Annotated in this window: 23 protein-coding genes; 11 read left to right on the forward strand and 12 right to left on the reverse strand. The window is 72.3% G+C overall.

What is annotated here, in order from left to right; all coding sequences use genetic code 11:
• Window positions 1–38: 38 nt before the first annotated feature.
• Complete coding sequence (locus tag BLW85_RS25235; RefSeq protein WP_070026909.1) at window positions 39–650, reverse strand: DUF1003 domain-containing protein; 612 nt, start codon at window positions 648–650, stop codon at window positions 39–41.
• Window positions 640–1,941, reverse strand: a complete 1,302-nt coding sequence (locus BLW85_RS25240) for a magnesium transporter MgtE N-terminal domain-containing protein (RefSeq protein ID WP_070026908.1) — start codon at window positions 1,939–1,941, stop codon at window positions 640–642. Before BLW85_RS25240 ends, BLW85_RS25235 begins: the two co-directional genes overlap by 11 nt.
• 256 nt (window positions 1,942–2,197) lie before the next feature.
• On the opposite strand from BLW85_RS25240, the gene BLW85_RS25245 reads away from it, so the two are divergent.
• Window positions 2,198–2,947 carry a hypothetical protein gene (locus BLW85_RS25245; RefSeq protein WP_208624892.1) on the forward strand — a complete coding sequence of 250 codons (750 nt, stop codon included), beginning with the start codon at window positions 2,198–2,200 and terminating at the stop codon, window positions 2,945–2,947.
• Between the two features lie 135 nt (window positions 2,948–3,082).
• On the opposite strand, the gene BLW85_RS25250 is transcribed toward BLW85_RS25245, so the two are convergent.
• Both BLW85_RS25250 and BLW85_RS25255 read right to left on the reverse strand, forming a co-directional pair.
• Window positions 3,083–3,592: a hypothetical protein gene (locus tag BLW85_RS25250; protein ID WP_070026907.1), complete on the reverse strand. Its 510-nt coding sequence runs from the start codon at window positions 3,590–3,592 to the stop codon at window positions 3,083–3,085.
• A 22-nt stretch (window positions 3,593–3,614) separates the two neighbouring features.
• Window positions 3,615–4,742: a magnesium and cobalt transport protein CorA gene (locus BLW85_RS25255; protein ID WP_070026906.1), complete on the reverse strand. Its 1,128-nt coding sequence runs from the start codon at window positions 4,740–4,742 to the stop codon at window positions 3,615–3,617.
• Between the two features lie 504 nt (window positions 4,743–5,246).
• Here BLW85_RS25255 and BLW85_RS25260 point away from each other — a divergent pair.
• Entirely contained in the window at window positions 5,247–5,831 is a 585-nt protein-coding gene (locus BLW85_RS25260; RefSeq protein ID WP_074993182.1) for a suppressor of fused domain protein, read from the forward strand.
• A gap of 30 nt (window positions 5,832–5,861) precedes the next feature.
• Here the strand turns inward: BLW85_RS25260 and BLW85_RS25265 are convergent, their stop codons facing one another.
• Entirely contained in the window at window positions 5,862–7,085 is a 1,224-nt protein-coding gene (locus BLW85_RS25265) for an MFS transporter (protein ID WP_074993183.1), read from the reverse strand.
• Window positions 7,086–7,281: 196 nt separating this feature from the next.
• On the opposite strand from BLW85_RS25265, the gene BLW85_RS25270 reads away from it, so the two are divergent.
• The 3 genes from BLW85_RS25270 to BLW85_RS25280 all read left to right on the forward strand — a co-directional run bounded on the left by BLW85_RS25270 (window position 7,282) and on the right by BLW85_RS25280 (window position 9,565).
• Window positions 7,282–7,923: a DUF6758 family protein gene (locus BLW85_RS25270; protein WP_070026903.1), complete on the forward strand. Its 642-nt coding sequence runs from the start codon at window positions 7,282–7,284 to the stop codon at window positions 7,921–7,923.
• A 101-nt stretch (window positions 7,924–8,024) separates the two neighbouring features.
• Window positions 8,025–8,882, forward strand: a complete 858-nt coding sequence (locus BLW85_RS25275) for a PHP domain-containing protein (RefSeq protein ID WP_074993184.1) — start codon at window positions 8,025–8,027, stop codon at window positions 8,880–8,882.
• 77 nt (window positions 8,883–8,959) lie between these two features.
• On the forward strand, window positions 8,960–9,565 hold the full coding sequence (locus tag BLW85_RS25280) for a MarC family protein (protein ID WP_070026900.1): 606 nt from the start codon (window positions 8,960–8,962) through the stop codon (window positions 9,563–9,565).
• A gap of 76 nt (window positions 9,566–9,641) precedes the next feature.
• On the opposite strand, the gene BLW85_RS39500 is transcribed toward BLW85_RS25280, so the two are convergent.
• Window positions 9,642–9,794, reverse strand: a complete 153-nt coding sequence (locus BLW85_RS39500) for a hypothetical protein (protein WP_086805833.1) — start codon at window positions 9,792–9,794, stop codon at window positions 9,642–9,644.
• A gap of 205 nt (window positions 9,795–9,999) precedes the next feature.
• On the opposite strand from BLW85_RS39500, the gene BLW85_RS25285 reads away from it, so the two are divergent.
• Entirely contained in the window at window positions 10,000–10,905 is a 906-nt protein-coding gene (locus tag BLW85_RS25285; protein WP_107409176.1) for an NYN domain-containing protein, read from the forward strand.
• 42 nt (window positions 10,906–10,947) lie between these two features.
• Here the strand turns inward: BLW85_RS25285 and BLW85_RS25290 are convergent, their stop codons facing one another.
• Window positions 10,948–11,838 carry an alpha/beta fold hydrolase gene (locus BLW85_RS25290; protein ID WP_107409177.1) on the reverse strand — a complete coding sequence of 297 codons (891 nt, stop codon included), beginning with the start codon at window positions 11,836–11,838 and terminating at the stop codon, window positions 10,948–10,950.
• A 131-nt stretch (window positions 11,839–11,969) separates the two neighbouring features.
• Window positions 11,970–14,549: a DEAD/DEAH box helicase gene (locus BLW85_RS25295; RefSeq protein WP_074993185.1), complete on the reverse strand. Its 2,580-nt coding sequence runs from the start codon at window positions 14,547–14,549 to the stop codon at window positions 11,970–11,972.
• Window positions 14,550–15,053: 504 nt separating this feature from the next.
• Between BLW85_RS25295 and BLW85_RS25305 the strand changes: the two genes are divergently transcribed.
• Window positions 15,054–15,797 carry a ferritin-like fold-containing protein gene (locus BLW85_RS25305; RefSeq protein WP_180329537.1) on the forward strand — a complete coding sequence of 248 codons (744 nt, stop codon included), beginning with the start codon at window positions 15,054–15,056 and terminating at the stop codon, window positions 15,795–15,797.
• A 92-nt stretch (window positions 15,798–15,889) separates the two neighbouring features.
• Here the strand turns inward: BLW85_RS25305 and BLW85_RS25310 are convergent, their stop codons facing one another.
• From BLW85_RS25310 to BLW85_RS25325, 4 genes are all read right to left on the reverse strand, one after another.
• Window positions 15,890–16,153 carry a hypothetical protein gene (locus tag BLW85_RS25310; protein WP_070026896.1) on the reverse strand — a complete coding sequence of 88 codons (264 nt, stop codon included), beginning with the start codon at window positions 16,151–16,153 and terminating at the stop codon, window positions 15,890–15,892.
• Between the two features lie 171 nt (window positions 16,154–16,324).
• Window positions 16,325–16,552, reverse strand: coding sequence for a DUF3107 domain-containing protein (locus BLW85_RS25315; RefSeq protein ID WP_046421387.1), 228 nt, complete (start codon window positions 16,550–16,552; stop codon window positions 16,325–16,327).
• Window positions 16,553–16,680: 128 nt separating this feature from the next.
• Window positions 16,681–17,322 (reverse strand): TetR/AcrR family transcriptional regulator, encoded by a 642-nt coding sequence (locus tag BLW85_RS25320; RefSeq protein WP_070026895.1) that lies wholly within the window; start codon window positions 17,320–17,322, stop codon window positions 16,681–16,683.
• Between the two features lie 134 nt (window positions 17,323–17,456).
• Window positions 17,457–17,681: a hypothetical protein gene (locus tag BLW85_RS25325; RefSeq protein ID WP_070026893.1), complete on the reverse strand. Its 225-nt coding sequence runs from the start codon at window positions 17,679–17,681 to the stop codon at window positions 17,457–17,459.
• A 199-nt stretch (window positions 17,682–17,880) separates the two neighbouring features.
• Between BLW85_RS25325 and BLW85_RS25330 the strand changes: the two genes are divergently transcribed.
• From BLW85_RS25330 to BLW85_RS25340, 4 genes are all read left to right on the forward strand, one after another.
• The gene (locus BLW85_RS25330) at window positions 17,881–18,939 is read left to right on the forward strand and encodes an alpha/beta fold hydrolase (RefSeq protein WP_071828747.1); all 1,059 of its coding nucleotides are present in this window, start codon (window positions 17,881–17,883) and stop codon (window positions 18,937–18,939) included.
• Between the two features lie 8 nt (window positions 18,940–18,947).
• A complete protein-coding gene (locus BLW85_RS25335; RefSeq protein WP_425275348.1) occupies window positions 18,948–20,387 on the forward strand; it encodes a DUF3152 domain-containing protein in 1,440 nt (479 codons plus the stop codon).
• Window positions 20,388–20,443: 56 nt separating this feature from the next.
• Window positions 20,444–20,539 carry an Ms4533A family Cys-rich leader peptide gene (locus BLW85_RS40795; RefSeq protein WP_341867952.1) on the forward strand — a complete coding sequence of 32 codons (96 nt, stop codon included), beginning with the start codon at window positions 20,444–20,446 and terminating at the stop codon, window positions 20,537–20,539.
• 181 nt (window positions 20,540–20,720) lie between these two features.
• Entirely contained in the window at window positions 20,721–22,439 is a 1,719-nt protein-coding gene (locus BLW85_RS25340; RefSeq protein WP_074993187.1) for an ABC transporter substrate-binding protein, read from the forward strand.
• Window positions 22,440–22,443 lie beyond the last annotated feature (4 nt).

Consider the following 22,443-nt stretch of genomic DNA (forward strand, 5'->3'; position numbering starts at 1 on the left):
CGATGGTACGGCGCCCTCGGGCGCCTGGGGGTAGCACCTCAGCGGTCGTCTGCGTCACGTCCCGGCGGGCGTTCCGTCCGTTCCGCCGGGAATACGACCGGTCCCCCGTGGCCGCGGCGTTCCATCTCCTTGAGCATGTCCTGTAGCTCGGTGCGGATCCAGTCGCGGGTGGCGACCTCGCCGAGGCCCATCCGCAACGCGGCGATCTCCCGGGTCAGATACTCGGTGTCGGCGATGGACCGCTCGTTCTGCTTACGGTCCTGCTCCAGGTTGACCCGGTCGCGGTCGTCCTGCCTGTTCTGCGCGAGCAGGATCAGCGGGGCCGCGTAGGAGGCCTGGAGGGACAGCGCCAGGGTCAGGAAGATGAACGGGTACTGGTCGAACCGCAGGTGCACGGGCGCGGCGACGTTCCACACCACCCAGACGATGATGACCACCGTCATCCAGACGATGAAGCGTCCCGTGCCGAGGAACCGGGCGATCCGCTCGGACAGCCGGCCGAAGGCGTCCGGGTCCCATTCGGGCAGGAGCCGCCGGCGGGGCGGGCGCGGCTGGTCGAGCCGGGGCGTGCGCGGGCGGGTGGCGGCCGTGGCGCCCGAGGGGGCGCGCTCCCGGCCGTGCTCGCGGCTGCCTTCGCGCTCAGGCGTCATGGTGCGTGGCCCCCTCGTCCCCTTCGGGGCTCTCCTCCAGGTGGAACTCGGTCTCGCGCCAGTCGTCGGGCAGCATGTGGTCCAGTACGTCGTCCACGGTCACCGCGCCCAGCAGCGACCCGGCCTCGTCCACCACGGGCGCGGCCACCATGTCGTAGGTGGCGAAGAACCCGGCGATGACCGGCAGCGTGTCGTCCGGCGACAGCGGTTGCAGGTCGTCGTCCAGGAGTGAGCTGACCAGGGTGTACGGGGGGTCGCGCAGCAGCCGCTGGAAGTGGGCGGTGCCCAGGTACTTGCCGGTCGGGGTCTCGTCCGGCGGGCGGCAGACGTAGACCTGGGCGGCGAGCGCGGGGGAGAGGTCGGGGTTGCGGACGCAGGCGAGCGCGTCGGCGACGGTGGCGTCCGGGCGCAGCACGATCGGCTCGGTGGTCATCAGACCGCCGGCCGTGTGCTCCTCGTACGACATCAGCCGGCGCATGTCGGCCGCGTCGGCGGGCTGCATCAGGCTGAGCAGCCGCTCCTTGTCCTCCTCCGGCAGCTCGCCCAGCAGGTCGGCCGCGTCGTCCGGGTCCATGGCCTCCAGGACGTCCGCCGCGCGCTCCTCCTTCAGCTTGCCGAGGATCTCGATCTGGTCGTCCTCCGGCAGCTCCTCCAGGACGTCGGCGAGCCGGTCGTCGTCCAGGGCGGCGGCGACCTCGGCGCGCCGCTTGGCGGACAGGTGGTGCAGCACGTTGGCCAGGTCGGCGGGGCGCAGCTGTTCGAAGGTGGCGAGCAGGTTCTCGGCGCCCTGGCCGTGCTCCTCCAGGGAGAACCCGGAGACGGCCGCCCACTCCACGGTCAGCGTCTCGCCCTTGGCCCGCCGGAAGGCGCCGCCCTTGCGCCCCTTGCGGACGAAGACGCGGTCGACCTCCCAGTCCCGGCGCGCGGGCAGCTGCTGCACGGACACGTCGAGGACGGTGGCCTCCTCGCCGGTCTCCTCCAGGGTGACCCGCTTGTCCAGCAGCTCGCCGAAGACCAGCCGCTCGGTGGGCCGTTGCTCGAAGCGGCGGACGTTCATGACGCCGGTGATGATGACCTGCCCGGAATCGATGCCGGTGACCCGGGTCATGGGCAGGAAGATGCGGCGCCGGGTGGCGAGTTCGACGACCAGCCCGAGCACGCGCGGCGGCCTGCGGCCCACGCGCAGCATCACGACGAGGTCGCGCACGCGGCCCACCTGGTCGCCGTTCGGATCGAAGACGGGGACCCCGGCGAGGTGCGAGACGAAGATCCGGGGAGCGCCGGCTGCCATGGTTCTGCTTCCTCTGCTGCCGCGGCCCGGGGCACGCCCGTGGCCTGGGAATCGCTCTGCGTTTCGGGTTGTCCGCCTGGTCGGCGGGTCGTTGCGGAATTGCTCGGATTTGCCCGCACGGGTGCGCTTCAGGCTAGCCCGTACCGCTTGGATACGCCCTGGTGGGGGGTCCGGACGGACCGGCTCCGCCGGGGGCCGGGGCACCGGTACGCTGCGGTACGCCGCTGAAGGAACCGTCGGAAAGGCGACCTCACCTGTGACTGCGATTCCCCCCGGCCGTACCCGTCTGGTGACCGCGATCTGCGCGCTGGCCGTGACCGGCGCGGCGGTGCTCACCGGGTGCGGCGACGACCCGGACGCGGGGACGAACGGCGTGGGCAGGCTGCCCGCCGGGAAGATCCAGGCCAGGACCCGGGCGGCGGCCGACGCGGCGCCCGCGGTACGGCTCGCCGGGACCGTGGTCACCAGCGGCCGCACGTACCGGCTGGACATGCGGCTGAAGTCCGACGGCGGGACCGGCTCGGTGACCTCCGAGGGCGCCACGTTCCGGCTGCTGCGGGTGGGCAGCCAGCTGTACCTGAAGGCCGACGCGGACTTCTGGCAGCAGGCCGACGGCGAGAAGGGCACCGGCTCTAAGGGCGCGGGGGCCGCGGCCAAGCTCGACGGCAAGTACGTGAAGGTGCCGCAGGGGGACCCCGCGTACAAGAAGTTCAGCGGCTTCACGGACAAGGACGTCCTCCTGGCTGGTCTGCTGACACTGCACGGCACGCTGGCGACGGACGGGCACCACGCCCAGGCGGGTACCCGCACCATCCGCATCACCGGCGACCACGGCTCCGGTGGCACCCTGGACGTCTCCCTCCAGGGCACCCCCTATCCCCTCGCCCTCACCCGCGCGGGCGACGCGGGCACGCTCCGGTTCTCCGACTGGGGCAAGAACTTCCCGCTCGCCGAGCCCGCGGACTCGGAGACGGTGGACTACGGGCAGCAGCTGCCGGCGTCGTGAACCCGGGGCGGTGACCGCCCGCCACCTCTGTTCGCCCGCACCGGCGTCACCGCCGCCGCGACGACGGCCGTACGCCACGGCGGTGATCCGCCGTCACGGCGACGACCCGTGGGCCGGGCTCGCCCGGCTCCGGCGCTACCGGCCCTTGCGGCGCTTGGCCAGCAGCCTCGGCAGGGCCGCCGGGACCGGGCGGCGCGTCGTCGCCGGGGTCGGGACCGGTCTCTGTGCGAGGTCCCCGGCGGGCAGCGGCGCCACCGGACCGGCCGGCACCAGCCGGAGCACCCGGCACTCGCGGGCCCAGCGGTCCGGCATCCGCTCCGCGTCGGGGGCGTTCAGCCGCTTGCCCTTCAGCTCGCCGACCGCCGCCTCCCACTCCGGGGTGCCGGCGGGCAGCTCGGTGACGGTCGCCGGGAAGGACACGAGCCGGCCGCCCTTGTCCTTGCTGCGCACGGTCACCTCGGCGGTCGCGCCGTCGGCCAGCCCGGTCAGCGGCTGCTCCCCGGGCCCGTCGCCGACCAGGCACACCGCGCCCTCGTGCCACACGTGCCACAACGCACGCGCGGCACCGGCGCCGGCGACCCAGACGAGGCCGGACTTCTTGGCGGCCTCCTCGATGAGAGCCCGGTCGAGCAGCTCGCTTGTCATGCGCTCACCCTATCCGCGCCGCTCACAGCCAGCCGTTGCGCTTCAGCGTCCGGTGGATGCCCAGACACAGCGCCACCGTGATGCCCATGATCACCGGGTAGCCGTACTTCCAGTGCAGCTCGGGCATGTACTTGAAGTTCATGCCGTACACCCCGCACACCATCGTCGGCACGGCGATGATCGCGGCCCACGCGGTGATCTTCCGCATGTCCTCGTTCTGCGCGACCGACGCCTGCGCCAGGTTGGCCTGGAGGATGGAGTTGAGCAGTTCGTCGAAGCCCAGCACCTGCTCCTGGACCCGGGCGAGGTGGTCGGCGACGTCCCGGAAGTACTTCTGGATGTCCGGGTCGATCAGCCGCATCGGCCGCTCGCTGAGCAGCTGCATCGGCCGCAGCAGCGGCGCCACCGCCCGCTTGAACTCCATGACCTCGCGCTTGAGTTGGTAGATCCGCGCGGAGTCCACACCGCGCGAGACCCCGCCCCGGCCCGGCGAGAAGACCTCGGTCTCCACCTCGTCGATGTCGTCCTGCACCGCGGCGGCGACCGCGATGTAGCCGTCCACCACGTGGTCGGCGATGGCGTGCAGCACCGCCGAGGGGCCCTTGGCCAGCAGCTCCGGGTCGTCCTGCAGCCGGTGCCGCAGGGCCCGCAGCGAGCCCTGGCCGCCGTGCCGGACGGTGATGAAGAAGTCCCGGCCGGTGAAGCACATCACCTCGCCGGTCTCCACGACCTCGCTGTTGGCGGTCAGCCGGTCGTGCTCGACGTAGTGGATGGTCTTGAAGACGGTGAACAGGGAGTCGTCGTACCGCTCCAGCTTGGGCCGCTGGTGTGCCTGCACCGCGTCCTCGACGGCCAGCGGGTGCAGCCCGAACTCCCCGGCGATACCGGCGAATTCGGCCTCGGTCGGCTCGTGCAGACCGATCCACACGAAGCCCCCGTCGCGCCGCACCAGCCGCATCGCCTCCTGCGGGGTCAGCGGCTTCGCGCTCGGCAGGCGCCGGCCGTCGCGGTAGACGGCGCAGTCGACCACGGCCGAGGGCGTGGCGGGGTCGCGCGTGGTGTCGTACGGCGCCGACGGCGCGGGCGTGGCCTTGCGGGGCGCGACGCGGGAGGGACGGACCACGGCGCGCAGGTCGCGGATCATCGACATGGGCAGGCTCCTTCGCGGCAGGCAACGAAAGACCGCCGGTGACGGGTGGAACTACCCGGAATGAGGACGTCCTTCAGGGGTCTCCCCTCCCGCGAGGCAGGGGAAGGATGTTTGGCTCGTCCACAAAGCGGGGAGCACCGCACCGTTGCGGTGGCGACTTCGCTGCTGATGCAGAACTGACGCAGATCAGGCAAAGCGAAACGAAGTGCTCTTCCGGACAGTGACGCGCACGGGAAGGTGGCAGCCGGCCAGATCGGGAATCAGCCAGTGGCTACGAGCCGGTGACTACATCAGCGGGCGGAAGAGCGAGTGGTACTACCAGGTCGACTTCGATCCATGACAGCCCCACCTCCTCCGGCCGGTCCCTCGTAAGGGAGTCCTTTCGGTACCGGGACCTGATAGCGACGCTTCGCGTGCCGTCCCGAACCACCGGCTCAGAGTACCAGCCGCCCTCGCTGTCAAGGTGCCGCTTTGCCCGCTACTGACGAGTTCTATGCTCACCGCATGGTTGATGTTCTTCCTCTGGTCGAGGCACGGTTGGCCACCGCGCTGGGCGCCGCGGACGCGCGGGCGGCCGTCACCTTCCTCGGCACGGACCGCGTCGAGGTGCTCCGCTTCACCGAGGGGGACGTCGTCCGGTACGCGACCCTCGGCATGTCCGCGCATCCCATGACCGATCCCACCGCGCTGGTCGCCGATCCCGTCAAGGGCCCCCGGGCCGAACTGGTGCTGTCGCTCCGCGTGGGCGTCGCCGACACCGACAAGGTGCTCCGCCCGCTCGCCGTGCTCGCCGCGTCCCCGCAGGTGGAGGGGTTGGTCGTGGCCCCGGGCAGCTCCCTGGACGTGGGCGAGCCGCTGTGGCCGGGCGCCCCCTTCACCTCGGTCCTGGTGGGCGAGGGCGGCGGGCTGGTCGAGGACCTGGAGCTGGACGCCCCGCTGGAGCCCGTGCGGTTCCTGCCGCTGCTGCCCATGACGCCGAACGAGGCCGCCTGGAAGCGGGTGCACGGCGCCCAGGCGCTCCAGGAGCGCTGGCTCGCGCACGGCACGGACCTGCGGGATCCGGTCCGCAGGTCCGTGCCGCTGGAGTGAGCAAGCTCACCGTGCCGCCGCTCGGCTGGCTCAGTCGGCGAAGACGGTGACGCCGTCCTCGGTGGCGTGCCGGGGCGCCAGCTCCTCGGCCTCGTGGGTGAGGGCCCGGCGCCGGACGCCGACCACGAGGGCGCCCAGCAGCGCGGTGACCGCCGCGACCGCGAACGGGACGTGGATGTCGGTCCACTCCTCGATCTTCGGCGCGAAGTAGGGCGCCGCCGCGGCCGCGAACCAGCGGACGAAGTTGTAGCCCGCGCTGGCCACCGGGCGCGGGGCGTCCGACACGCCGAGGGCCAGCTCGGTGTAGACGGTGTTGTTCACGCCGATGAACGCACCGGACAGGATGGTGCAGACGATCGCGGCGGTGTGGTCGCCGTAGCCGAGCACCAGGACGTCGGCCGCGAGCAGCACCAGCGAGCCGCCGAGCACCTTCAGCGAGCCGAACCGCTTCTGCATGCGCGGGGCGACGAGCACCGAGAACACCGCGAGCAGCACGCCCCAGGCGAAGAACACCGCGCCGGAGCGGTACGGGGTCATGTCCAGCACGAACGGCGTGAAGGCCAGCACGGTGAAGAACGTGTAGTTGTAGAAGAACGCCGAGATCGCCGCCGAGGCCAGACCGCCGTGGCCGAGCGCCTTGAGCGGGTCCAGGACCGAGGTCTTGCGGGCCGGCTTCGGCTGCTCCTTCAGGAACGCCGTGATGCACAGGAAGCCGATCGCCATCAGGGTGGCGGTGCCGAAGAACGGGTAGCGCCAGCTGACGTTGCCGAGGACCGCGCCGAGCAGCGGGCCGCAGGCCATGCCGAGGCCGAGCGCGGACTCGTAGAGCAGGATCGCCGCGGCGCTGCCGCCGGCCGCCGCGCCGACGATCACCGCGAGGGCGGTGGAGACGAACAGCGCGTTGCCGAGGCCCCATCCCGCCCGGAAGCCGACCAGCTGGCCGACCGTGCCGGAGGTGCCGGCGAGACCGGCGAAGACCACCACGAAGGCGAGACCGAGCAGCAGCGTCTTCTTGCCGCCGATGCGGCTGGAGACGAAGCCGGTCAGCAGCATCGCCACGGCGGTGATCAGGAAGTACGAGGTGAAGAGCAGGGACACCTGGCTGGGTGTGGCGTGCAGACCCTGCGCGATCGACGGCAGGATCGGGTCGACCAGGCCGATGCCCATGAAGGCGACGACGGAGGCGCCGGCCGTGGCCCAGACCGCCTTGGGCTGCCGCAGGATGCCGCCGGCTCCCGCGTCGAGGGGGTCCATGTGCTTCTCCCATCCGCGTGTGGCACGCAGTCCAGATAGTTGGCTTATACACATAGTAAGTTAGCTCGGCTAATTAATGCAAGATGCACCTAAATCCCTGGTGGGCGGGCCGCGGCCGGGGTGTGGCCGCGGGGGTTCCCTCCGGACGGGTGATCGTCCTTGACGTGGACGGGCCGGGGTAGGACCGTGGGGCCCTATGAGGGGCGAACCCAGTTGCCCGCGGTGTGGTGGCCGGGTCAGGGCTCCCGGCCTCTTCGCCGATACGTGGCAGTGCGATGCGCACGGCGCGGTGTTTCCGCTGCAGCCCGTGATCCCGCCCAGCGTCGAGGCCCTCGGTGCCGTGGTGCACCGCACGCATGTGCCGCTGTGGATGCCGTGGCCGCTGCCGGTCGGCTGGCTCTTCACGGGGGCGGCCTACGCCGGGGACGACCGCAGCGGCGGCCGGGCGACCGCCGTCGCCTGCTCCGGACCGGGCCCGCTCGGCGGACCGGGCGAGCTGATCCTGGTCGCCGAGGAGATGGGCGTCGGCCTCGGCGCGCGCTACGCGGGCATCGACGGCCCGGACCCGGGGGCGTACATGAACGTCGAGAAGCCGCCCCAGACCAAGGTGCTCGCGGCCGGCCGCCCCACCCCGCTGTGGCACGTCTACCGCACCCCCGACGACCGCGCCGTCTTCGCCGGCGAGGCACTGGGCATGTGGCTGTGGGCGGTGATCTGGCCCGAGCAGGCGGGCCTGCTCCTGTACGACGAGCTGGTCCTGACCGATCTGCGCGACGCGGGCGCCGAACTGGACCTGGTGCCCTGCGGCGCCCTGTCGCCGCGGCTGATGCGCCCCTAGGGATGTAGGGGGCGCTCCCGGGCGGCGGCCGTGACAAAGGGGGTGCGCGGGGCGGTTATCCTGAGGTGTCCACTTCCGTCCTGGTCCCGTCTGGAGTCACCGTGCGCATCGATCTGCACTGTCACTCCACCGCGTCCGACGGTACGGACACCCCCGCCGAGCTGGTCCGCGAGGCCGCCGCGGCCGGACTGGACGTCGTCGCGCTGACCGACCACGACACCACCCGCGGCCACGCCGAGGCGATCGCCGCGCTGCCCGCCGGGCTGACCCTGATCCCCGGCGCCGAGCTGTCCTGTCGCCTCGACGGCGTCTCGATGCACATGCTCGCCTACCTCTTCGACCCCGAGGAGCCCGCCCTGCTCGCCGAGCGCGAGCTGGTCCGGGACGACCGGGTGCCGCGGGCCAAGGGCATGGTCGCCAAGCTGAACGCGCTGGGTGTGCCGGTGACCTGGGAGCAGGTCGAGCGGATCGCCGCCGGCGGCTCCGTGGGACGCCCGCACGTCGCCTCGGCGCTGGTCGAGCTGGGCGTGGTGGAGACGGTGAGCGACGCGTTCACCGAGGAGTGGCTCGCCGACGGCGGCCGGGCCTACGTGGAGAAGCACGAGACCGACCCCTTCGAGGCGATCCGGCTGGTCAAGGCCGCGGGCGGGGTCTGCGTGTTCGCGCACCCGGCCGCCGCCAAGCGCGGCCGCACGGTCCCCGAGTCCGCCATCGCGAAGATGGCCGCGGCCGGTCTGGACGGCATCGAGGTCGACCACATGGACCACGACGCCGAGACCCGCGAGCGTCTGCGCGGTCTGGCGAAGGACCTCGGACTGCTGGTGACGGGCTCCTCGGACTACCACGGCACGCGCAAGACCGTGGCGCTCGGCGCGTACACCACCGACCCCGAGGTGTACGGGGAGATCACTCGCCGGGCGACCGGCGCGTTCCCGGTCCCGGGGGCCGGCGGAGCCTGAGGCCGCCCTCCGACGGCCGGCCCGCGCGCACTCACACCCTCAGTTCTTCTTCCTTCGGCAAGGCCAGTACTTCCCCCATGTTCGACATCGCCGTCTTCGGCTCTCTGTTCCTGACCCTTTTTGTCATCATGGATCCCCCTGGGATCACCCCGATCTTCCTCGCCCTGACCGCCGGCCGCCCGGCGAAGACGCAGAAGCGGATGGCGTTCCAGGCCGTCTGCGTGGCCTTCGGGGTCATCGCCGTCTTCGGCGTCCTCGGTCACCAGATCCTGGACTATCTGCACGTCTCCGTGCCCGCCCTGATGATCGCGGGCGGTCTGCTGCTCCTGCTGATCGCGCTCGACCTGCTCACCGGCAAGAACGACGAGCCGAAGGCCACCAAGGACGTCAACGTGGCCCTCGTGCCGCTGGGCATGCCGCTGCTGGCGGGGCCGGGCGCGATCGTCTCCGTCATCCTGGCCGTGCAGAAGGCCCACAGCGTGGACACCCAGATATCGGTGTGGATCGCGATCGTCGCGATCCACGTGGTGCTGTGGCTGGTGATGCGCTACTCGCTGCTGATCATCCGGCTGATCAAGGACGGCGGCGTGGTCCTGGTGACGCGGCTCGCGGGCATGATGCTCTCCGCGATCGCCGTGCAGCAGATCATCAACGGGATCACCCAGGTGATCCGGGGAAGCTGACGCTCAGGTGATCCGGGGGGACCGGGCCGTCGTGACGCGGGCCCGGTTCCCCCGGAAGGCGTGAGCGGGAACCCCGTTACGAGGCCGGGGTCTCGGCCGGGCGGATCCACAGGCGCTGTCCTACGGCGGCGGCCTGCTGAACGATCCGGTTGACGGAGGCGGCGTCCACGACGGTGCTGTCCACGGTGGTGCCGTCGACCTCGTCGAGTCGCATGATTTCGAAGCGCACAGGCTTCTCCCTTCGTCTGGTCATCCTCCTGCGGAGAACTACTCGATGGCACCGGACGTGTATCCGGTGTCGTACTGGTCAACGTGCTGCTGGTGGCAAACATTCCCTACGCTAAGGAAATTTTTCGCGCATCTAATTACTGACTGATAAGTATCGTTCGAGACAGATCGGGACCGGTTGTGTTCACAGTGTGACGACAAGGAGAATGGAGGTGATGAACGACGACCTGGCGCCCCTTGCCGCCCGTATCGACCGTACGAACGAGCTGCTCGAACGCATGCTCGCCGAGGTGGCGAAGACACCCTCGACACACGCGATCTTCGTGGATGCGGGGTATCTGTACGCGGCGGCGGGCCGGCTGGTCGCCGGGACCGAGGACCGCCGGGCCTTCGACGTCGACGCGGAAGGACTGATCGACGCGCTGATCGACCGTGCCCGCACCGTCTTCGCGGACAGCCGGTTGCTGCGCGTCTACTGGTACGACGGCGCCCGGCGCCGCATCCACACCGCCGAGCAGCAGATCATCGCCGAACTCCCCGACGTCAAGGTCCGCCTCGGCAACCTCAACGCCAACAACCAGCAGAAGGGCGTCGATTCGCTGATCCGCACGGATCTGGAGTCACTCGCCCGGCACCGCGCCATCAGCGACGCGGCCCTGCTCGGCGGCGACGAGGACCTGGTCTCCGCGGTCGAGGCGGCCCAGGGCTACGGCGCCCGCGTCCACCTGTGGGGCATCGAGGCGCCCGAGGGCCGCAACCAGGCCGAGCCGCTGCTGTGGGAGGTCGACAGCCAGCGCACCCTCGACCTGGAGTTCTTCAAGCCCTACGTCTCCAGACGCACGGCCGCCGCCTACGAGGCCGGCGCGGGGGCCCGGCCCACCCGCGAGGACGTCCGCTTCGTCGGCGCCCAGATCGCCGCCAAATGGCTGGCCTCCCGGGGCCGTGACGCCCTGGTCGAACTGCTGCCCGGCCACCCGTACCTGCCCGGCTCCGTCGACCAGGACCTGCTGGTCGAGGCCGAGGGCCTGCTCCAGTACTCCCTGCGCGGCCAGGCGGACCTGCGCCGGGCCCTGCGGGACGGCTTCTGGGACCACCTCCAGGCGCAGTACTGACGGCACGGGCAGGACTGCGCAGTACTGGCGGCACGAGCAGGGCTAGGCGCGCTGTTCGGACGCGTCCGCCGCGTCCCAGAAGTCGGCGAGCGCGCGCGCCGTTTCGAGGGGGCTCTCGGTGTTGGGGGAGTGCTCGGTGCCGTCGACGACCGTGCGCCGCGCCCCCAGGCGCACCGCCATGTCGTCCAGCAGGGGCACTGGCCAGGTGTCGTCCCGGACGCCCGACAGCACGTGGAACGGCAGCGGCAGGGCGGCCAGTTCCGCGACCCGGTCCGGCTCCGCGCACAACTGGCGGCCGGTGGCGATGAGCTGGGCGGGCTTCGTGCCCAGCCAGCGGCGCCGCATGTCCTCCCGCTCGGCCGGGGTGTCCCCCGGCTCGGGCGTCCTCGTCTCCTCGGGCGCCTCCATGGCCCGCATCGCCTCCCACACCTCGGTCATCGTCATCACGGCGAGCGCGTCCCGCAGCAGCTTCACCCGCTCCTGCTGGGACGGGGAGATCCGGGCCGGGCCGGACGCCATCAGCGTCAGCGACCGGAAGGGGGTGTGGTCCAGCAGCACGGCCGCGCGGCAGATCTGGCCGCCGAGCGAGTGTCCCAGCAGATGCACCGGCCCGCCGAGCGCCTCGGCCTGTGCCAGCACGTCCCGCGCCAACTCGGCCTGTGCGTAGGCGGATTCGTCGTGCTCCGGGCCGTCCGACTCGAACTGCCCGCGCCCGTCCACGGCCACGGTCCGGTACCCGCGCTCGCCCAGCGGCACGTGCAGCGGGTTGAAGTCCTCCTTGCTGCCGGTGAACCCCGGCACCAGCAGTACCACCCCCCTCGGCTCCACTCCCGCCGCCACGGGGGCGTCCACCACGGCGAACTCCCCGCGCGCGGTACGCAGCGGGTACGCCTGGGCGCCGGGGGGCGGGACGAAGGTGCTGGGCATGCTCATGGGGAGAGGCTATCGGGCGTGCCGGGCGGCCGGCCGTGCGGCGGGATGCGTCCGGGAACGGCGACGGCCCGGCCCACCTGAGTGGACCGGGCCGTCATCGATTACCGCCGACTACCGCCGACGAGCGCGGATCAGGCCTCCGGGGCCTCCACGGCCGCCGTCGCCTTGCGGGTGCGGCGCGGCTTGGCCGCCGGGGCGGCCTCGTCGGTCGCGGCCTCGGTGGCGGCGGCGGTCTTGCGCGTACGGCGCGGCTTGGTCTCCGGCTCGCCGCTGGCCTGCGCCGGGATCTCCGCCGTGGCCTTACGGGTGCGCCGGGCCTTCGGAGCGGCCGGCTCGGCACCGTCGGCCGCCTCCACGGCCGCGGCCGCGGTCTTGCGCGTACGGCGCGGCTTCGCCTCCGCGGCCTCCGCCTCGGTGGCCTCGGCGCTCGCCGCGGTCTTGCGGGTGCGGCGGGGCTTGACCTCGGCCTCGGCCTCGGGGGCGTCGGCCTCCGCCTTGGCGGCGGCCGTCTTGCGGGTGCGGCGCGGCTTGGCCTCGGCCTCCGGCGCGTCCGCCTCGACGGCGGTCGCCTTCCGGGTGCGGCGGGGCTTGGCCTCGGCCTCGGGGGCCTCCGCCTCGGTCTCCGGCTTGGCGGCCGCGGTCTTGCGGGTGCGGCGCGGCTTGGCCGCCGGGGCGGCCTCGTCGGTCGCGGCCTCGGTGGCGGCGGCCGTCTTCCGCGTACGGCGCGGCTTGGCCTCGGTGGCTTCGGCGGTCTCCGCCGCGGCCTCGGCGCTCGCCGCGGTCTTGCGGGTGCGACGCGGCTTGACCTCGGCCTCGGGGGCCTCCGCCTCGGCCTCCGCCTTGGCGGCGGCCGTCTTGCGCGTGCGGCGGGGCTTGGCCTCGGCCTCGGGGGCCTCCGCCTCGGTCTCCGGCTTGGCGGCCGCGGTCTTGCGGGTGCGGCGCGGCTTGGCCTCCGTGGCCTCGGCCGTGTCCACCGCGGCCTCCGCGGCCTCCGCGGTCTTGCGGGTGCGGCGGCGCGGCTTGGTCTCCGGCTCCGGCTGCGTCTCCACGGCCGGGGCCTCGGCGACGACGGCCTCGGCGGCCACGGCCTCCTGGGCCGGCGTCTCGACCGCGGCCGTCTCGGCGCGCTCCGCGGACGCGCGGGTGCGACGGCGACGCGGCTTCTCCTCGGCGGGCGCCTCAACGGCGGGCGCCGCCACGGCGGACTCCACGACGGGCGCGGCCACGGGGGCCGCCTGCGGCGTCTCGGTGGTCGCCTCCGCCGGCACCGCGACCGGGGCCTGGGCACCGCCGCGGGTACGGCGGCGACGGCGCGGGGTGCGCGGGGACGCCGGCTCCTCCACGGACGGCGCGGACTCGCTGGCCGGGGCCGCGGCGGACGGGTCCACCGGGGCGCCGCCACGGGTGCGGCGGCGACGGCGCGGGGTCCGGGCCGGACGCTCGCGCTCGCTCTCGGGGGCCGGGGCACCGGAGCGGTCGGGACGGCCACCGCGGCCACGGCCGCGCGCACCCCGTCCGCCGGTCTCGCCCAGGTCCTCCAGCTCCTCCGCGTCCAGACCGGCACGGGTCCGCTCCGAGCGCGGCAGGATGCCCTTGGTGCCCTCGGGGATGCCGAGGTCGGAGAACAGGTGCGGGGACGACGAGTACGTCTCCACCGGGTCGTTGAAGTCCAGCTCCAGCGCCTTGTTGATCAGCTGCCAGCGCGGGATGTCGTCCCAGTCCACGAACGTGATCGCCGTGCCCTTGGCGCCCGCGCGGCCGGTGCGGCCGACGCGGTGCAGGTACGTCTTCTCGTCCTCGGGGGACTGGTAGTTGATGACGTGGGTGACGCCCTCGACGTCGATGCCGCGCGCGGCCACGTCGGTGCAGACCAGCACGTCGACCTTGCCGTTGCGGAAGGCGCGCAGCGCCTGCTCGCGGGCGCCCTGGCCGAGGTCGCCGTGGACCGCGCCGGAGGCGAACCCGCGGCGCTGCAACTGCTCGGCGATGTCGGCGGCCGTGCGCTTGGTCCGGCAGAAGATCATCGCCAGTCCGCGGCCCTCGGCCTGGAGAATGCGGGCGACCATCTCCGGCTTGTCCATGTTGTGCGCGCGGTAGACGAACTGCTTGATGTTCGCGACCGTCGCGCCCTCGTCGTCCGGCGCGGTGGCGCGGATGTGCGTGGGCCGGGACATGTAGCGGCGCGCGAGGCCGATGACCGCGCCCGGCATGGTCGCCGAGAACAGCATGGTCTGGCGCTTGGCCGGCAGCATGGCGATGATCTTCTCGACGTCGGGCAGGAAGCCCAGGTCGAGCATCTCGTCGGCCTCGTCGAGGACGAGGCACTTGACGTGCTTCAGGTCCAGCTTCTTCTGGCCCGCGAGGTCGAGGAGCCGGCCCGGGGTGCCGACGACGACGTCGACGCCCTTCTGCAGGGCCTCGACCTGGGGCTCGTAGGCCCGGCCGCCGTAGATGGCCAGCACGCGCACGTTACGGACCTTGCCGGCCGTCTGGAGGTCGTTGGTGACCTGCGTGCACAGCTCGCGGGTGGGGACGACGACGAGCGCCTGCGGGGCGTCGGTGAGGGCTTCGGGGGCGGCGCGTCCGGCCTCCACGTCGGCGGGGACGGTCACGCGCTCGAGGAGCGGGAGGCCGAAGCCCAGCGTCTTGCCGGTGCCGGTCTTGGCCTGGCCGATGACGTCCGTGCCGGAAAGGGCGACGGGGAGCGTCATCTCCTGGATGGGGAAGGGGTTGACGATGCCGACGGCCTCCAGGGCCTCGGCGGTCTCGGGGAGAATCCCAAGGTCTCGAAACGTCGTAGTCAGGGTGCTGCCTCTTCTGTGTGGCGCGGTGCGAGGCGAGCGCGGGGGTCGTGGCTGACCGTGCCGGGGACGTCGGCTTGCCGTACGGGCCAACCAGTCAAGGCAAGCCGTATGACACGGGACCTCTGCCGACGCTCTAGCGCTCGTACCGCTGAGGGTGTCCCTCCGGTCGTCGTACGTTGAGCCGTACGGCCACGGAGGGCTGTCGGGTCGGAGCCGATCGGGCCACCGACCGGGCATCCTCATGCGTGCGCCCTGTCAGGGCACGTCGAACACCGTCGACGCACTCAGCATGCGCAATACCACCATACCCCGGATCGGCGCACATGCGATGGCCGATTAGGTCACGTAGTCGTGGTCACAGTGCCCGGCCAGGGGCTTGAGGGGGGCGCGGAGCGGGCTATTGTGCGCCTCATGACTAGCTCTGACAAGGCTGAGAAGGCGTCCGCCGCCCCCGCGCCGACCGGTGTCGCCGCCCAGGACTGGGCGCAGGCCGCCGCCGAGCCGCACTACCGCGCCGCCGTCGTGGACCTGCTCGGTGCGCTCGCCTACGGCGAGCTCGCGGCGTTCGAGCGGCTCGCGGAGGACGCCAAGCTGGCGCCGACCCTCGCGGACAAGGCGGAGCTGGCGAAGATGGCCTCGGCCGAGTTCCACCACTTCGAGCGACTGCGCGACCGGCTGACCGAGATCGGCGAGGAGCCGACGGCGGCGATGGACCCGTTCGTCGCCGCGCTCGACGGCTTCCACCGCCAGACCGCGCCGTCGGACTGGCTGGAGGGCCTGGTCAAGGCGTACGTCGGCGACTCCATCGCGAGCGACTTCTACCGGGAGGTGGCCGCGCGTCTCGACTCCGACACGCGTGAACTGGTGCTCGCCGTGCTGGACGACACCGGGCACGCGGAGTTCGCGGTGGAGAAGGTGCGGGCCGCCATCGACGCCGATCCGCGGGTCGGCGGACGCCTCGCGCTGTGGGCGCGGCGGCTGATGGGGGAGGCGCTGTCGCAGTCCCAGCGGGTCGTGGCGGACCGGGACGCGCTGTCCACGATGCTCGTGGGCGGGGTGGCCGACGGGTTCGACCTGGCGGAGGTGGGCCGGATGTTCACCCGGATCACGGAGGCGCACACCAAGCGGATGGCCGCGCTCGGCCTCGCGGCCTGAGCGGCGGCGCGCTCCGAAGGGACGGTTGCCGGGAGTGCGCGACCACGGGCGCCGGGCCGACGGTGGTCCGCGCGCCCCCGGAAAGGGCTCCGCTACGCCGGCGCCGAACGGCGCACCCGTGCGGGGCGCAGCAGCAGGGACAGCGACGCCGCCGAGATGACGAAGGCGCCCAGGAGCGGGACGAGGGCCGGGCCGGGGTCGAGCGCGCTGCGCGTGACGAAGTCGCCCAGAAGGGCGCCCGCGACCGCGGTCGAGTAGATCAGGGGGCGGGCCGGAAGACGGTGGGCCAGACGGCCCGCCGCGGCCCAGGCGAGCAGGAGACCGAGCACGGCGGCGCCGAGCGTTTCCAGGATCATGACGAGGGGTCCCTCCCACGGCCGGTCTGCTTGATCGGTCGTAGCCCGTCTTACCCGTGACCTGCGGAGCGCAATCCTCCGCTGTGGAGGAGTCGTGTCGTTCCTGTGTGCGACGCGGGACGTGCGAGGGCCCGGCGGCCGCATGCCGCCGGGCCCTCGCACGGCCTCGCCCTAGAGCGCGCCGAAGCCCACCTTGCGCACGGTCGGCGCGCCGAGCTCCACGTACGCCAGCCGGTCCGTCGGCACCATGACCTTGCGGCCCTTCTCGTCCTCAAGGGTCAGCAGCTGCGTCTTCCCGGCCAGCGCGTCGGACACCAGGCGCTCGACCTCCTCGACGCTCTGACCGCTCTCCAGAACGATCTCGCGGGGCGCGTGCTGCACGCCGATCTTGACCTCCACGGCTATGTCCCTCCGACGGTCAGTGATGTGCGCGATCTTCCGCGCCGTACCTGCACACATTAGCCCGGGGAGGGGACGTACACGCCTGCGGCCGGAACGCCATCAGCGAACACCGTGCGGGAATGGTCTCAGTGGTGCTCGTTGCCGTGCAGCGGGAAACCGGCGATGCCCCGCCACGCGAGCGAGGCCAGCAGCTGCACCGCGTGGTCGCGCGGCACGCTGCGGTCGCTGTGCAGCCACGAGCGTGCCACCACCTGGGCGAGCCCGCCGAGGCCGGAGGCGAGCAGCATGGACTCCGCGCGCGAGAGCCCGGTGTCCTCCGCGATGACGTCGCAGATCGCCTCGGCGCACTCGTTCGTCACCTTGTCGACGCGCTCGCGCACCGCCGGCTCGTTGGTCAGGTCCGACTCGAAGACCAGCCGGAAGGCGCCGCCGTCGTCCTCCACGTAGGCGAAGTAGGCGTCCATGGTCGCCCGGACGCGCTGCTTGTTGTCGGTCGTCGACGCCAGCGCGCTGCGCACGGACTGGATCAGCGCCTCGCAGTGCTGGTCCAGCAGGGCGAGGTACAGGTCGAGCTTGCCCGGGAAGTGCTGGTAGAGCACCGGCTTGCTGACGCCGGCCCGCTCGGCGATGTCGTCCATCGCCGCCGCGTGGTAGCCCTGTGCGACGAAGACCTCCTGGGCCGCGCCCAGCAACTGGTTCCGTCGGGCTCGGCGCGGCAGCCGGGTGCCGCGCGGGCGTGCTGCCTCAGTTTGCTCGATGGCTGTCACGCCGCCTCCCAAAGTCGTCCACATGCGGTGTCGACCGCGCGGCCATCGTACTTTTCGGTAACCGTGGAGTGCGCGGTGCGAACGCAGAATTTCACGTACCGGACGGCGGCGAAAGCCGCGGGCGTCCCGCGGGATCAGCGGTAGTCGTCCTCGTCCAGCGAGACCACGCGTGCCTGTTCGAGCAGATCGGCCTCGTTCGCCCGGTCCTTGTTCACCTCGGTCAACGTGTCGTCGCGCTCCGGCCGGACGTCGGCCTGCTGCTCGACGGCGTCCACTTCCGGGTCCTCGACACCCAGCTCGGGGGCCGTCTCGTCGTCCAGCTCCTCGATCGTGTCGGGCTCGGTGGGGTCGTGGGTCATGGTTGGGCTCCCTTCCTACGAACGTCCCTGGAACCGGCAGCGGCCACATGCGGGTGCCCTCGGTACGAGCCTAGGATGCGGCCGTTCCGGATGCCATGCCGTACGCGCCCGTTCGCTCACCGGGTGTCCCCGGCGCGGTGGCGGACGCTGTGACGGCGAACACATGAACCCCGGTGTGATCATCTCGTAACATTGCCGCATGTCTTCGACCGAGTCGCCTTCCGTGCCGGCCGCCAGTGTGCTCCCCAGGGTGGCGCCCGTCCGGGTCGGCGAAGGGGAGCGGCTGCGCTCGGTCGGTCTGCCCGGGGTCACCCTGTCGGTGCGCTGCCGGCCGCCCGCGCGCGAGGGACTGCCGCGCGCCCTCTACGTGCACGGACTCGGCGGTTCCTCACAGAACTGGTCGGAGCTGATGGCCCACCTGGACGGCGTCGTGCACAGCGAGGCCGTCGACCTGCCCGGTTTCGGCGACTCGCCGCCCCCGGACGACGGCGACTACTCGGTCACCGGACACGCGCGCGCGGTGATCCGCTACCTGGACGCGGCCGGGCAGGGTCCCGTCCATCTCTTCGGCAACTCGCTCGGCGGCGCCGTCGCCACCCGCGTGGCCGCCGTACGCCCCGACCTGGTGCGCACCCTCACCCTGGTCTCGCCCGCCCTGCCGGAGCTGCGCATCCAGCGCACCGCGGTGCCGACCGGACTGCTCGGCGTGCCCGGCATCGCCGCCCTGTTCACCCGGTTCACCAAGGAGTGGACGGCCGAGCAGCGGGTGCGCGGGGTCATGGGCCTCTGTTACGGCGATCCGGGCCGGGTGTCGCCGGAGGCCTTCCGGTACGCCGTCGAGGAGCTGGAGCGGCGGCTGCGGCTGCCGTACTTCTGGGACGCGATGGCCCGCTCGGCGCGCGGCATCGTCAACGCCTACACGCTCGGCGGGCAGCACGGGCTGTGGCGGCAGGCCGAGCGCGTGCTCGCCCCGACGCTGCTCGTCTACGGCGGCCGGGACCAGCTCGTCGGCTACCGCATGTCCGCCAAGGCCGCCCGCGCCTTCCGCGACTCACGTCTGCTGACCCTGCCGGACGCCGGGCACGTGGCGATGATGGAATACCCGGACGTGGTGGCGCGGGCGTTCCGGGAACTGCTGGCACAGCAGCAGGACGCGGAGGGAAACGCCGGGCGGGGGGCCGTCGTTGACGACGACGGGGACGACAGCACGGACACGGGCGGCCGCGGGGCCGCCGACGGTACGGAAGCGGGGAGCTGAAGCACACCGTGGGACGCCACAGCCGCCGAGGGCCGGCCCAGCCGGCCGCCAAGGACAACGGTCCGGACATAGCGGCCAGGAGCGAGCGGGACACGGAGCGCGGAGCGCCGGGGGCGGGTGCCGGCGGGCGGGCCGGTGTGCGGGGAGCGCCGGGCCCGGCGGGTGCGGGGAGACGACCGGACGCGACGCCCGCCCACGGGGTGCCGCGCCTGCCGGAGGGGACTCCGGCGCGTGGGGTGCCGCGTCTGCCGGACGGGACTCCAGGTCGTGGGGTGCCGCGCTCGCCGGAGGGGACCCCGGCCCACGGCGTGCCGCGTCTTCCCGAGGGCACCCCGGCCCACGGCGTGTCCGGTGTCCCCGGTGCCGCCGCGGCCCGTGGCGGACACCCCGAGCAGCGTGAACCCGGCGGCGGCTGGGGCGAGTTCGCGGGGCGAGCCGGAGCCGGCGCGCCCGGTGTGGTGCTGCCCCGGCAGCGCCAGGCGGGCCCGGGCGGACCGGCCGGGCGCGGTCCCCGCCAGGACTACCTGGACGCCTTCGACGGCGACGGCGACCGGGGCCGCGGCGGACCCGGGGCCACGCGTACGAAGGAGGCGCCGGCCGAGCGGGTCGAGGCCGCCGCCGCGGACGCGGACAAGGGCAAGGGCAGGGACAAGGCGCTACCCGCCCAGCGCGGCGGCAAGGGGCGGACCTTCACCGGCATCGCCGCGGCCGCCGTCACCACCGTGCTCGCGGTGGTCGTCGCCGGACAGGTGACCGAGGGGCGGGACGACGCCGCCGCGCCGGGCCGGTCCGCGCCCGACCAGGGCGACGCGAGCGGCCGTCCCTCCGCGCCGGCGAGTGCCGCGCCGCTGACGTACCAGCAGAAGATGGACCGCACCTACCCGCTGAGCGCCACCCTGAAGGGCTCCGGGAAGTTCGACACGGTCCCCGGCTTCGACAAGGCGCCCGGCACGGGCCAGAAGTACCGCTACCGGGTCGACATCGAGCAGGGTATGGGCCTGGACGGCGCGCTGTTCGCGCAGGCCGTGCAGAAGACGCTGAACGACGACCGGAGCTGGGCGCACGGCGGCGCCCGCACCTTCGAGCGGATCTCCTCCGGCAAGCCCGACTTCGTGATCACCCTGGCCAGCCCCGGCACCACGGCCACCTGGTGCGCCAAGTCCGGCCTGGACACCACCGAGGACAACGTCTCCTGCGACTCGGCCGCCACCCAGCGCGTGATGATCAACGCATACCGGTGGGCCCAGGGAAGCAAGACATACGGCGACAAGATCTACATGTACCGCCAAATGCTGATCAACCACGAGGTCGGCCACCGGCTCGGCCACAACCACGTCACCTGCCAGAGGAACGGCGAACTCGCGCCGGTCATGCAGCAGCAGACCAAGTTCCTCGACCACGACGGAATCCACTGCCTGCCCAACGCCTGGCCCTATCCCAGGAGTTGACCCCGCCCGCTTATGTCACATTGACATGAGCTGCGAGTTCGTTCATATTTCTGCGCATGTCGCCCCGTCACGCCGTCTCCTGCAGCGCCGCCATCGAGCTGGCGCTGATCGGTGTGACCGCACTCTGCGTGGCCGACATCGACTGTCGCTGACGCCGCCCCCCCTGGCGTTCGCGTCGCGACCCTTCTCGTATCCCCGTCCGTGACCCCCGGTCGCGGACTCTCCGACGACCCGGCGCCCGGGGCGACGTCTGTCCATGGACGTCTCAATCCCCGTCCAAACGTCTCACCATTCGAGAGATCCTCGAACCAGCCCCGAGAGGTCGTCATTCCGATGCGTCAACCGTCCGTCATAGCGCGCCGCGTGGCAGCGGCATCCGTCAGCCTGGTCGTGGCAGCGGGCGCCGCCGCCTGCGGCCCGAAGGACAACGATGCCAAGGGTTCCGGTGGCGACTCCACGCCCCACAAGGGCGGCACGCTCACGGTCCTGAACTCCGAGCCGCAGACCGACTTCGACCCCGCGCGCCTGTACACCTCGGGCGGCGGGAACGTCCCCTCGCTGGTCTTCCGCACCCTCACCACCCGCAACCGCGCCGACGGCGCGGACGGCGCCAAGGTCGTGCCGGACCTGGCCACCGACACCGGGCGGCCCAGCAAGGACGCGACCGTGTGGACGTACACCCTGAAGAAGGGCCTCACGTACGAGGACGGCACCCCCATCACCTCGGCCGACATCAAGTACGGCATCGAGCGCTCCTTCGCCCCCGAACTCTCCGGCGGCGCCCCCTACCTGCGGGACTGGCTGGCCGGCGCGGCCGGCTACCAGGGGCCGTACAAGGACAAGAAGGGCCTGTCGGCGATCGAGACGCCCGACGACCGGACCATCGTCTTCCATCTGAACAAGCCCGAGGGCGAGTTCCCGTTCCTGGCCACCCAGACGCAGTTCGCACCGGTGCCCAGGAGCAAGGACACGGGCACCAAGTACGAGGAGCACCCGGTCTCGTCCGGCCCCTACGAGGTCGTCGAGAACGAGAACGACGGCGAGCACGTGCTGCTCAAGCGCAACCCCCACTGGTCCGCGGCCACCGACGACCAGCGCAAGGCCTACCCGGACACCATCGACGTCCGCTCCGGGCTCGACTCCTCGGTGATCAACCAGCGGCTCTCCGCGTCCCAGGGCGCGGACGCCGCCGCCGTCACCACGGACACCAACCTCGGTCCGGCCGAACTCGCCAAGGTCACCGGCGACAAGGAACTCGCCGCGCGCGTGGGCACCGGGCACTTCGGCTACACGAACTACATCGCGTTCAACCCGGCCGTGAAGCCGTTCGACAACCCCAAGGTGCGCGAGGCCATCGCCTACGCCGTCGACCGCTCCTCGGTGGTCAACGCGGCCGGCGGCAGCGCGCTCGCCGAGCCCGCCACCACCTTCCTGCCGAACCAGAAGTCCTTCGGCTACACGCCGTACGACCCGTTCCCGGCCGGTCCGTCCGGCAACCCGGCGAAGGCCAGGCAGCTGCTGGCGCAGGCCGGTTACAAGAACGGGCTCACCGTCACGCTGACGCACTCCAACGCCAAGGACTTCGCGACCAGCCCGGAGATCGCCACCGCCCTCCAGGACGCGCTCAAGAAGGCCGGGATCACGGTGAAGCTCCAGGGTCTGGAGAACAACGACTACCGGGACACCGTGCACAACGTGAAGACCGAGCCCGGCTTCTTCCTCGCCGGCTGGGGCGCCGACTGGCCCTCCGGCGGTCCGTTCCTCGCCCCGATCTTCGACGGCCGGCAGATCGTCAAGGACGGCGCCAACTTCAACGCGAGCCGGCTCGACGACAAGTCGGTCAATGACGAGATTGACGCGATCAACAAGTTGACCGACCTCGACGCGGCCGCCAAGCGCTGGGGCGCGCTGGACAAGAAGATCGGCGAGCGCGCCCTCGTGGTGCCGCTGTTCCACCCGGTCTACAAGCGCCTGTACGGCAAGGACGTCCGGAACATCGTCATCGGCGACTGGACCGGCGTGCTGGACATCTCCCAGGTCGCGGTGAAGTGACGCC

The sequence above is a fragment of the Streptomyces misionensis genome (assembly GCF_900104815.1).
Taxonomy (GTDB): Bacteria; Actinomycetota; Actinomycetes; order Streptomycetales; family Streptomycetaceae; genus Streptomyces; species Streptomyces misionensis.

Coding starts and splice junctions, on each gene's coding strand:
- BLW85_RS25235 (WP_070026909.1), bottom strand. CDS start 650: ATGACGCCTGAGCGCGAAGGCAGCCGCGAGCACGGCCGGGAGCGCGCC.
- BLW85_RS25240 (WP_070026908.1), bottom strand. CDS start 1,941: ATGGCAGCCGGCGCTCCCCGGATCTTCGTCTCGCACCTCGCCGGGGTC.
- BLW85_RS25250 (WP_070026907.1), bottom strand. CDS start 3,592: ATGACAAGCGAGCTGCTCGACCGGGCTCTCATCGAGGAGGCCGCCAAG.
- BLW85_RS25255 (WP_070026906.1), bottom strand. CDS start 4,742: ATGTCGATGATCCGCGACCTGCGCGCCGTGGTCCGTCCCTCCCGCGTC.
- BLW85_RS25260 (WP_074993182.1), top strand. CDS start 5,247: ATGGTTGATGTTCTTCCTCTGGTCGAGGCACGGTTGGCCACCGCGCTG.
- BLW85_RS25265 (WP_074993183.1), bottom strand. CDS start 7,085: ATGGACCCCCTCGACGCGGGAGCCGGCGGCATCCTGCGGCAGCCCAAG.
- BLW85_RS25270 (WP_070026903.1), top strand. CDS start 7,282: ATGAGGGGCGAACCCAGTTGCCCGCGGTGTGGTGGCCGGGTCAGGGCT.
- BLW85_RS25280 (WP_070026900.1), top strand. CDS start 8,960: ATGTTCGACATCGCCGTCTTCGGCTCTCTGTTCCTGACCCTTTTTGTC.
- BLW85_RS25285 (WP_107409176.1), top strand. CDS start 10,000: ATGGAGGTGATGAACGACGACCTGGCGCCCCTTGCCGCCCGTATCGAC.
- BLW85_RS25290 (WP_107409177.1), bottom strand. CDS start 11,838: ATGAGCATGCCCAGCACCTTCGTCCCGCCCCCCGGCGCCCAGGCGTAC.
- BLW85_RS25295 (WP_074993185.1), bottom strand. CDS start 14,549: ATGACGCTCCCCGTCGCCCTTTCCGGCACGGACGTCATCGGCCAGGCC.
- BLW85_RS25305 (WP_180329537.1), top strand. CDS start 15,054: ATGACTAGCTCTGACAAGGCTGAGAAGGCGTCCGCCGCCCCCGCGCCG.
- BLW85_RS25310 (WP_070026896.1), bottom strand. CDS start 16,153: ATGATCCTGGAAACGCTCGGCGCCGCCGTGCTCGGTCTCCTGCTCGCC.
- BLW85_RS25325 (WP_070026893.1), bottom strand. CDS start 17,681: ATGACCCACGACCCCACCGAGCCCGACACGATCGAGGAGCTGGACGAC.
- BLW85_RS25330 (WP_071828747.1), top strand. CDS start 17,881: ATGTCTTCGACCGAGTCGCCTTCCGTGCCGGCCGCCAGTGTGCTCCCC.
- BLW85_RS40795 (WP_341867952.1), top strand. CDS start 20,444: ATGTCGCCCCGTCACGCCGTCTCCTGCAGCGCCGCCATCGAGCTGGCG.
- BLW85_RS25340 (WP_074993187.1), top strand. CDS start 20,721: ATGCGTCAACCGTCCGTCATAGCGCGCCGCGTGGCAGCGGCATCCGTC.